8 protein-coding genes and 1 pseudogene are annotated in these 10,034 nt (G+C 62.5%); 4 read left to right on the top strand and 5 right to left on the bottom strand.

All coding sequences use genetic code 11. The annotated features are described in order from the left end of the window. Nucleotides 1-58: 58 nt before the first annotated feature. Nucleotides 59-754, top strand: a complete 696-nt coding sequence (locus tag E3T22_RS03340) for a vWA domain-containing protein (RefSeq protein WP_134480328.1) — start codon at nucleotides 59-61, stop codon at nucleotides 752-754. A 64-nt stretch (nucleotides 755-818) separates the two neighbouring features. Here the strand turns inward: E3T22_RS03340 and E3T22_RS03335 are convergent, their stop codons facing one another. Continuing rightward, nucleotides 819-1,775, bottom strand: coding sequence for an NYN domain-containing protein (locus E3T22_RS03335; protein ID WP_134480327.1), 957 nt, complete (start codon nucleotides 1,773-1,775; stop codon nucleotides 819-821). A gap of 82 nt (nucleotides 1,776-1,857) precedes the next feature. Here E3T22_RS03335 and E3T22_RS03330 point away from each other — a divergent pair, with 82 nt between their 5' ends. The 3 genes from E3T22_RS03330 to E3T22_RS03320 all read left to right on the top strand — a co-directional run bounded on the left by E3T22_RS03330 (nucleotide 1,858) and on the right by E3T22_RS03320 (nucleotide 4,531). Further along, nucleotides 1,858-2,358 (top strand): DUF4234 domain-containing protein, encoded by a 501-nt coding sequence (locus tag E3T22_RS03330; protein ID WP_134480326.1) that lies wholly within the window; start codon nucleotides 1,858-1,860, stop codon nucleotides 2,356-2,358. A gap of 39 nt (nucleotides 2,359-2,397) precedes the next feature. Next, on the top strand, nucleotides 2,398-3,648 hold the full coding sequence (locus E3T22_RS03325; protein ID WP_134480325.1) for a hypothetical protein: 1,251 nt from the start codon (nucleotides 2,398-2,400) through the stop codon (nucleotides 3,646-3,648). A 172-nt stretch (nucleotides 3,649-3,820) separates the two neighbouring features. Beyond that, complete coding sequence (locus E3T22_RS03320; protein WP_134480324.1) at nucleotides 3,821-4,531, top strand: potassium channel family protein; 711 nt, start codon at nucleotides 3,821-3,823, stop codon at nucleotides 4,529-4,531. Between the two features lie 108 nt (nucleotides 4,532-4,639). Here E3T22_RS03320 and E3T22_RS03315 read toward each other — a convergent pair. The 4 genes and pseudogenes from E3T22_RS03315 to E3T22_RS03300 all read right to left on the bottom strand — a co-directional run. Further along, nucleotides 4,640-4,837 (bottom strand): annotated as a pseudogene (locus E3T22_RS03315) (2-deoxyribose-5-phosphate aldolase); the annotation flags it as partial. 30 nt (nucleotides 4,838-4,867) lie between these two features. Further along, the gene (locus E3T22_RS03310; RefSeq protein WP_134480323.1) at nucleotides 4,868-5,050 is read right to left on the bottom strand and encodes a hypothetical protein; all 183 of its coding nucleotides are present in this window, start codon (nucleotides 5,048-5,050) and stop codon (nucleotides 4,868-4,870) included. Between the two features lie 9 nt (nucleotides 5,051-5,059). Then, the gene (locus tag E3T22_RS03305; protein ID WP_166789253.1) at nucleotides 5,060-5,344 is read right to left on the bottom strand and encodes a transketolase C-terminal domain-containing protein; all 285 of its coding nucleotides are present in this window, start codon (nucleotides 5,342-5,344) and stop codon (nucleotides 5,060-5,062) included. A gap of 352 nt (nucleotides 5,345-5,696) precedes the next feature. Continuing rightward, nucleotides 5,697-9,452, bottom strand: coding sequence for a hypothetical protein (locus E3T22_RS03300; protein ID WP_134480320.1), 3,756 nt, complete (start codon nucleotides 9,450-9,452; stop codon nucleotides 5,697-5,699). Nucleotides 9,453-10,034: the final 582 nt, after the last annotated feature.

Genomic DNA, 10,034 nt, shown 5'->3' with positions numbered 1-10,034 from the left:
CTCCTGAGACACTGATCCTGTTCCCGCCGGGGGAGCGAATGGATGAATGGGGAACACCATGACTGATCCGAACTACACGGCACTGCTGCTCGTCATCGACCGCAGCGGTTCAATGGCCGGCATCCGCGACGACATGGTCGGCGGACTCACCACGATGCTCGCCGAGCAGGCGGCCGAGCCGGGGCTGCTCACCGTCGACATCGTCACGTTCGACACCGAGATCGAAACGCAGTACTCGCTGGCCGAACCGAAGGACATCACTATCAGCCTCGAGCCGCGCGGCGCCACCGCCCTCTTCGATGCAATTGGCCAGTCCGTCACCGGCTTCGGCCGGGTGCTCGCGGCCCTGCCCGAACACGCCCGCCCCGATACCGTGCAGGTCGTTGTCGTCACCGACGGTGAGGAGAATTCCAGCCGGGAGTTCAGCCTGAACGCCGTGCGTGCTTTGGTGACGCAGCAGAAGGAGCAGTACAGCTGGGACTTCATATTCCTCGGTGCCAACCAGGATGCCGTGCTCTCCGGGGAACGCCTCGGTTTTGACGCCGGCAGCTCGATGACCTACACGGCGGGCTCCGAGGCGGTCTCGAACATGAGCGCGTCGATGGGCCGCTACGTCAAAGACGTGCGCGGCAAGTCGAAGCGCGGATTCGACGACGGTGAGCGCCTCAGCGCGATGAGCGAGCAGCACGAGACAGGTACGTCCACGCCGCCGGTAGCGCCGACGGCCCGCGGGAACGGCAAGAAGACGCGCTAGCGGGGTTCGGTCGAGCGGTCGTCGGGGTGGCGGCGACCGCTCGGGCGCGCGTCAGCACCCGTGATCAGGCCCGCAGGCGGAGTAGAACAGGACCGGTCGGGCTCTTCTTGTCGAGCTCGACTACCGTGTGGCGGGACTTTAGAAAATCCGAGAACTGGCGGAATCCCAGGGTCCGCTCCTGAAACGACGGATCCATGCGCCGCATCTGCAGCTTGAGGGCCGAGGCGTGTTGCCACTCCTGATCGTTGTTCGCCAGCAGGTCCATCGCCCGAACGAGCAGGGCTGTCGCAGCCTTGCGAGCGGCCGGGCTGTTGGCCGTGCTTTCCGACATCATTTTTGCCGGATCGGCCGGTGCTCCAGCTGCGGGTGGCGCGAGGTCTGACACCGCAGGTGCGGTTTCCGGTGCATCCGCTGACTCGATAGCCGGATCGGAGAGCTGTGCCGCACTCACTATCCCCGGGAGGGAGTCGTAGTCGGCGAACTCGTGGCAGGCCGCGGCGAGCGAGGTGCTCGTTGCGCCCGACACCCCGATGCCGATGACATACCGGCCGAGTCGCTTGCAGCGTTGGGCGAGCGGGATGTAGTCCGAGTCGCCGGCGACGATGACGATGTGGGAGAGATCGGCGAGACGGAACGAATCTTCCATGACATCGATGGCCAGGCGGATGTCCGCCCCGTTTTTGAGTGACGCCACCGTCGGGAACAGCTGGATGAGGTCAACGGCACGGTCGGTGAGCTGACGCTGGTACCGGGCGTTGACCGCGGCCGACCAGTCGGCGTAGGCGCGGCTGATGACGATGGAGCCGAAGGATGACGCGTAGTCCAGCACTGCACCGATGTCGATCATCGCGAGTTGGATGCGGGCGGTAACGGCGGGATCGGCCTTCGCGTGACTGCTGGTGTGGTGGCGTGCTTTGTCCTTGGCGAACTGATTGGGGCCGTGCAGCTGGTTGTAGCGAGAGATGACGATGTTGTCGAAGTCCAAGTAGACCCCGACCCGATCCTCGGACTGCTCGGCCATCCGGTGCTCCTTGTGAGTCGGTACCGGTGACGCGCATGCGCCCCCGCTGGTCAGTCTCACGGTTGGGGTACGGCGGCGCAACTTGGGTAATGCACTGAAATTCGGGCGCGGGCACTGGAGCGTGCTCGGGGAGCTGTGGCGGGCGTTGCAACCCGTACTGGGGGTGCGAATTGGCCATGGCTCACGTGACCGGGATGTCACGCTGACTATTGATCGCCAAATCCGGGGGAAGTTCATGAAACGTCGTAGTCCGGCAGCGCCGCTGCTTCTCCCATTCATAACCTTCGGCATTTATACGTTGGTCTGGTTCGTGAAGACCAAGAACGAGATCAATCGCGTGGCGCACAGCAAAATCCCCACCGCTTGGCTGATCATCCTGCCGATCGTCAGCATCTGGTGGGAATGGAAGTACGCAGTCGGAGTCGAAGAAGCCACCAACGGCGGACTCAGCCGGCACGCCGCGTTCTGGATCCTCTTTCTGCTCGGACCCCTCGGGGCGTTGTTCGTGCAGATCGCGTTCAACGCGGCAATTGACTCTCCTGCCTCGCGCACTGGAGCACGTCGGGATCCGGTCCTCGCCTAAGTGGGGTTGATCGAGCCGGTTGTTAGAGAGGAACCCCGAATGACCGACATCGTGCCCTTCACACTGGAGGCGGAGATCGTTGAGGAAGATGCCGCGCGTGACATCGCGAAAGCGGTGAGCGCCCGGCATTCAATCGCTCGCAAGTACGTGATGCGGCTTCGGCGCCGGCATCCTGAGGCGACGCCCGCCGAGGTGATCCAGATGCTCGAGCGACACTATGGCACCTCGATTAGCACCGCGGGTGCCGTCATCGCCGCCGGAGCGATCGCTGCCGATGTCGGCATTGCTCTGATCCCCGTCGTCGGGGCCGCAGCAGCCGGCGCCAAGAGTGCGGGCCAACAGGCCGCCAAGAAGGCCACCAAAGAAGTCACAAAGGTAGCGGCCAAGTCGGCTGCGAAGATGGCCGCCAAGAGCATGGCGCTGGGCGTGGCGAAGACCGGTGCTCAGCGAGCAGCAGCGCTCCTCCCGGCGGGCGATGAACAGCTGCAGTTTGAGATCACCGCGATCTTCGCACTAGCTGTAGCGGACATTCACGGCATGGACCTCGACCAGGACCAGGCTCATGCACTGGTCTACGGTTTGTCGAACGGTCGGGTCAGCCCGCAGCAGATCGCGACGATGGCGGCGGACCTTGCAGACGTTTCGTCAGAGGGCGTCGCCGGTGTCGGCCACAAGATCGCAGCTGGCCGCACGGACTGGTCGCACTGGGCCAACACCCTCGCGGACACGCTCCCGGAGGGCGCGGCACAAAGTCTTGTTCGGACCATTCAAACTGGTCAGCTCGACACCGTGCGAGACACCTTGAGCGGGAAGCAGCAGGCCACCGTCGAATACGGTGTCGGAGCCTTGGCGGGCGGCGTCACGCGCTTCCTGTTCGGGCGTGAGGTTGTCGAAGCGTCCCGGTCTGCGTTTGCCGCTGCCCCCGCCGAGTTCCCTACGCATCTGAGTATTCCGGCGACGCCTGACGCCGACGTCGGCGAGGCCGAGCCCAACCGGGCTCTCGCTGCACTGGATGATGCGGCGAAGGCAACGGGAACCTGGATCGCCGACGCTGCCAACACTGTAGGAGGCGGCGTCGCGACGAGCGCCGTCGTGGTGGGTACCGGCGTAGCCGCCGCAGCAAGCACGGCGACACGCGTGTTCCGAAGCGTGGACATCGACGGGGACGGGATTCCGGACGAGGCGCAGGCGCTCACTGCAGTGAAGGGCGTCGGCGGCGCCATTGCCGGTGCGGCGGACTCGGTGGGCGGCAGCATCGCGGGGCTCTTCAAGTCGAAGAAGCGCGTGTAGCGCTGCTGAGGTGGCACCAGGTCTCGGCGCCTCCGCTAGAGCCTGATTGGCTGCGAGCCGCCTGGGCAATCTGCCCCGGCGGTTTTCACCCCGGTCGGACGGTTCGCCCAAGCCTGGTTCGAGGAATTAGTCGGTCATGCCGTGGGCGAGATGGAACCCCTAGAGTGCACGTATGACTCAAGAGCGCTGGCAGAAGATCACCGGGATTCCACTCACAATCGCCGCTGTCCTTTTCCTCATCGCTTACGCCTGGCAAGTCATCGGTGACTTGTCCGGGCCGGAAGACGCGGTCGCGGAGGCCGTGATCACTGCGACGTGGGCGGTCTTTGTGCTGGACTACGCAGTCAACCTGGCCCTTGCACCGCAGCGCTGGAAATGGTTCCGCGCTCACATCTTCGACCTTCTTGTTGTTGTCCTTCCACTTCTTCGACCGCTTCGACTGCTTCGCCTAGTCACCCTGCTGAGTGTGTTGCAGCGCACCGCAGGAGCGGCATTTCGCGAGCGCGTCGTGATGTACGTCGCCGGGGCAGCGGCGCTGCTCGTGTTTGTGGCTTCGCTCGCGGTCTTGGACGCCGAGCGGTCGGCTGAAGGAGGCACGATTACCAACTTCGCGGATGCGCTGTGGTGGGCCTTTGTCACCATCACCACGGTCGGGTACGGCGACTTCGCTCCCGTCACCGCGTTGGGGCGGCTGATCGCGGGAGGCCTGATGCTTGGGGGAGTAGCGCTCCTGGGTGTGGTGACAGCGACCCTTGCTTCGTGGATCATCGAACAAGTCGCGAAGCAAGAAGAGGACGCACAAGTCGCCACCCGCGGCGAGATCCGATCCTTGGCTCGACAGGTGGAGCAGTTACAGGCAACCCTCGACCGAAAAGCAGGCTGAAGGATTTGGCTCGCACCACGGCGAGACTGCAACGAACGCACCTAAAGTCAGTCGAGCGAGGACACGGTTCGGCCGGCGGGTGGTCTGTCTAGTAGCTGCTTGACTCGCCTACGAGGTGGCGCCGGAGAGTAGTGCCGCGCTGCCCGAGACGCCTAGTCGGATCGCACCCGCGTCAATCATGGCAACGGCATCCTCGAAGCCGCGCACCCCGCCCGAGGCCTTCACCTGGGCGCGGTCGCCCACGGTCTGCTTCATCAGGCGCACGGCGTGCACGGTCGCGCCGCCGGCGGGATGGAAGCCGGTGGAGGGGGGAGAGAGAAGTCATGAGGTGCGTCCTTAGTTGGTGACGAGTTCGGGGGTGCCGTGCGTCGCGGCGGTCTCGCCGGCCGCGGCGGCGAGGGTGGCGTGTGAGGCGGCGACGACCGCGTCGAGGTGGGTCCCGCGGAGACGCAGCACTTCGGGGCCGCTGCCGGACTCGCCGAATTCCTCGACCGAGACGACTTGGCCGTCCAGGTCCACCCAGCGGTATCAGGCGTCGCCGCGGCCGGCCTCGACGGCCACCCGGGCGCGTAGGGCGGCCGGCAGAACGGACTCGCGGTAGTCGGCGGTCTGCTCGGAGAACCACTCGACGCAGGGCATCGAGATCACGCGGGCCTTGATGCCCTCGTCGGCGAGCCGGGTGGCAGTCTCGATCGCAAGGTGCACCTCGCTGCCGGTGCCGAGGAACGCCAGGTCGTTTCCGCCGCCGTGTTGCCAGCGCACGTAGCCGCCGGCCGTGACCCCGGCGGGGGTGAGGTCGGTGCTGACCAGCACGAGCCGTGGGTCAAAGTCGCAGGATCTGCGGATCGTGCGAACGAGTTCGTTGGGCGTGGCGGAGCTGGCGCTGTCTGCTGGGGCGACTTTTCAAAGCGAGGCACCAGACGAGACGCGGCCGCGGCGATGCTGGCCAGGATTTCCTCGCTACGGCAAGTCAATCTTCTATCGATCGCGGGTCCTACGAGGTGGGTCGCCGTCTCAAAACACCCGAACCTTCGAGACAGCAGGTTCAATTCCCAGCAGACCGGGTGGAGCGTTTTCGAAAGACGCATGTTCGACGAATGCTTTGTCCGGTTTAGGTCTGCGCGCAAGTGTCGGCACGTTCCGGTGCTCGGACGAGTACATGCGTTCAGCTGCGCTCCGGGAACTCCAACTCCACCTCCAGGGGAGAATCCCAGTGTTGACGGAGATTCACGAGTCGCACTCGCAATACGATGCTTCTGCCACCCTCGCGTAGAGCGTCGAGCAGCGTCATTTCGTGGACGGCTACGCACGGCGGTCCCGACTGGTCAGGATCGGTGATGACGAGTTTCCCCTCGTCTGCAACGCAGTCGACGCCTTCGCCGGTCCAAGTTGCGTTAAGTAGACGCAGCATTGCGCCCGTTGGTGTCGGCGGCGCGTCGTGAGGGACGTCGATAGCCGGTCCGAATTGCGTGCTTCGTATCCGCTCAGCCCACATCAACATGGGCTCGGTGCGGATCTTCGGGGAAGGAGAACCGTAGAAGATGCTTTCCACTGACAGAACTTGATGAAGCTGCTCGCCAGCTGTTGGCAGCCCATCCACGTGGCGAAGGGCGCTTCTGGTGATCTTTCTTCCTACGGCGAACATCGGATCGCTCGGCTCAGGTGCGGGGTTCAGGTAGCGGAACCGGCCACCCAAGACAATCCACGATTCGCCGTCGAGATAAATGCGGAAGTCATCTAGAGACGGATCATTAGAAAGTCTCGGTGCGAGGTTCTTTTGGCGAACCGTATCGGATCGCTTCATTCCAAGCGCCGCGGGGATGGAGGTGTCTATGAATCCAGAGGGATCTCGCCGGACGGACGTAATCATCGCCCCTGGATTGCGAATACCACCCGATTTCATCACTCCCATGTTGGCTACGAAAAGGTCCCCACGAGGGAACCGGGCATACTGCTCAGCCAACCAACGCCGTTCGACCAGCGACGACGCGTGATCCAGGTCGAGTTCTTGTCGCTCGTCAGACGGGCGTAGAGAACGACCGGTTTCCTCGGCGCGATGTTGACGGCGTAATTGTCGTCGTTGAGCGTACGTTAATCCGAGCTCCCGAGCTATCCTGTCTTCCACTCCCGCAGTTTCGCGACGGGAACGGCCGTCCACGAATGTGTCCGCAGCGTACGGGCTAATAGCCCACGGACTTACATGGCCCATTAAAGCTGCTCGCCAGTTGCGGCGTCGGATGGCCGCCCCTTGTGACACGAGGTAAGTTTGAAGGTCGATTCCGCCATAGGTATCTGAGTCAGAACCTAGTAAGTAGAGCTGTATAAGGACTGTCCAAGAACGAGGGCGTAGCGATTTGGCGGATTCACGGACATCGCGAACGATTTGTGTCGTGGACTCGGGCTGCGGCCATCTCGCTCGTACGCCCAGGCATGCGGCCAACACCATCTCCAGACGGTGATCCTCGCCTGGCGTCGCCGAGACACCTTGCAAGAGCGATGGCGTGATGTGCGCGTGGCGATGCAGGAGCTCGGTGAGTAGCTGCGCAGCAGTATCGCGCATCCCGTCTGTACCCTGGTCGCAACCCAGCCACGTCAGGAAGAGCGCGAAAGCGAGCGGTTCCCTCAAGGGCGAGGTGCTTGTGATCCGCCCCAGGACGCTAGCTAGTAGCTGCCTCACCACATCAATATTGTCGTCTTTGGAGAGCAGATCGGTGATTGCCAGCGGCCAGACCCGTGATCGCCGCCCAACGCCGATTCCATTGAGCCGCGAGACGAACCATTGTGGGCTCACGACACCGTCGAAACCCTCTCCAGCGGACACGAGGGCCGCCAATAACACCATCCACGCCGTGTCACGTGAGCGCAGGGCCGTATCCATGTGCTCAATCGTTTTGGTGGTGACAGTCGACTTATGCCGATGAGCAAGCGCCCGCGCGAATGCGGCGAGGACCTCGCCCGCTGGCATTTCGCGAACCCCGGGATAATCACAGATCTCGACATCGCTGGTTATGAGCGCCTCTCCGAGAACATCGAGTAGGAAATCATAGTCTTCTGGCCGCGCGAACTTGAGCAGTTCTTTTACGTCATTTGATCCTCGAGTCAGTGACGCCCGCACCTGTGCTGCCTGCGCGAAGCCTTGGAAACGGAACTGGATCACTTCATCGTCCCTGTCGAGAAGTAGCCCAGAGTCGACCAGGGCGTCGAGGATGCGATCCGTCGGAGCGCCGCCGAATTGCGCTCGAGCCTCCGCCCGCAATAGCGGAGTGTTGCCCTCCGCTTGTCCCACCCACGCCACAATGCCGCGAACGGAGAACGCACTGATCTCCGGCCACCGCGCGCTGGTCTCGTCAGCTACGACATCAGTCCAACGTTCAAGCAAGCTTAGGATGCCGAAGCGTTGGGCTCCCGAACGCTGAGCTGTGGGGTTCATCACGGCCACAAGCGCGGCGACCCTCGCGAGTAGTGGGTTCATCAAAGCGGCGCGCCACGCGGTGCCAGGGAATGCCCCCGTCGCCGACTCGAAGGCTTTGCTCATTGACGCGACGTCGGGGGAACGGTGGAAGTAGGTCACATCTCGCGATTGCGAGGAGTCATGGTCGTTACGAATCGACACAACGAATCGCATATGCGGGTAATCCTTCGCAAGGAGGCGAAGCTCTGATGTGTGCTGTCCTGCGAGATCCGCCTGCCACTCGTTCACGCCGTCGACGATGACCAATGTGTCCGTGGTGGTGCGCCCAGCTGCATCCAAAGTCAACAGAAGTTGCTTTTCTTCCATCTGAGGTCCCGCAATCGTAGCGACTGGACCGGAGAACACCGTTGAAGCGACCTTCGGGAGATCCCGTGCGCGGACGAATAGCACGGTTCCTCCCTCACGGATTATCTTTTCGCCGAGCTTTGCGAGATGGTAGGTCTTCCCTGTGCCCCATGCGCCGCTGAGTATCAGGAATCTGCTACGGATCGCTTCGTCCAGCGGGCCGGCCTCCAGCAACTCTCTCGCGAGTGCCAAGCACTGGTGCCCAATCGACTCGGGTCTGGCGGGGCCGAATTCAGGGGAGTTGACCACCTTACGGGCGAAATCGATCAGCTCGGAGACCGCGTCGAAGTCGCGGGTTGCATTGTCTAGGGGGGAACCGGATACCCAGGCATCGACAATCGCGCTCACGCTAGTTGTTAGCTGTCGAAACTCCAATGCGTCAGTCGCGTTGTTGATCCCGGCCGCGCGGTTCCTGAGTCGCGTGGCCATCCGGGAGATCTGTTCCTGGCGATGCCCGAAGGCGCGCAGGCCGCTGAACTCCTCGAGAACTCCCGTGAGGGGCGATTCGAACTCGATCGTCGGTGCATCGGGGCCTCCGACGCGTTGCAGGGCGGCGCTGATGTACTTCGTCGACCACCGGTTAATGTCGTCGCTGTCGAGTACGACACCTGCTGATAGGAATGAGAGCAGCGGCGGGTTATTGGCGAGCAAGGCTGCGAGGTCGGCGCTAGATAGAAAATGGACTGTGAGATTCCGCGAGGGGGGGACTATCGATTGCAGCGTAAGCATAAAAGCGTCGTGCAAAGCAGAGACCTTTGTATCGGCAGATCGGCCCGGTCGGCGCGAACACCAGACGAAGTCCGTAATGTCCGAGTGTTCCGTGGATGAAAGAACTCGTTTGAGGGATTGTTCGACGCTGGTTTGCTCCGACGAAACGCTGCTGTTGTAGGCCTTGGCCTGGATCCCCGCTACACGCCCGGCTGGCACTCCAGCCTTAGCCTCAACGCCACCATCGTGTGACCGCGCCATCGCCTTGATTAGCCTCGCACCGGTGATATTCAAAGCGAACTGCGCGATCACAGGTGAAAGCATGACGCACAGGTACTCGAAGCTCTGGTCACCGAGTCGGTCGATAAAAGCGCTGTCGACAGGAGCTGTATTCATATTGGGCCTCGTGTGCGTCGTCGGGTTCGCCTTCGAGGCGCTTGTCTATCAGACTAGACGCTGGTCGTTCTCGCTCCGAAACATCGCTTCATCAAGGTTTTATATCCGCCAGGACGAAGCCTCGATGCGTCTAATGTCGAGGTCGAATCATGGCGAGCCAAGAAGAAGTTACTCGATCGACCCTCAGTTTTGGGCTGCAGACGTTCGACCGATTTCGTCACCAACAATGCTTTTGCCTACGAGCCCGACGTGCGTAGTCGTATCTTCGAGTCTGTAAGCGATTGCGATCGGCTAGGTGCCGCCCGCGTTGATGTTCTCCGTCTGCGTGTCGAGGAAGGCGGTACCGGGAAGCTGGCCATGTTCGCTTGTGGCGGTTGTTGAAATGCCTCAAACGTAAATACGGACTCCATCGGTAAGATGTCCCGATCGGAGGCTCCCATGTTCGTGGTGTCGTGCGAGGAGGCGAGCACGGACACATGCCGTCCTCGCTCTCGGGTCATGGCGTTTTGGTCTGCGCTCTCCCTCCTTTCAGGCGCCTCGTTCGGGACTGCACCCCTTGCTCGCGTTACATCGCGGTTCAGC

The organism is Cryobacterium sp. TMB3-10, from assembly GCF_004402305.1.
Lineage (GTDB): Bacteria > Actinomycetota > Actinomycetes > Actinomycetales > Microbacteriaceae > Cryobacterium > Cryobacterium zongtaii.
This window is presented reverse-complemented; position numbering and strand designations above follow the sequence as displayed.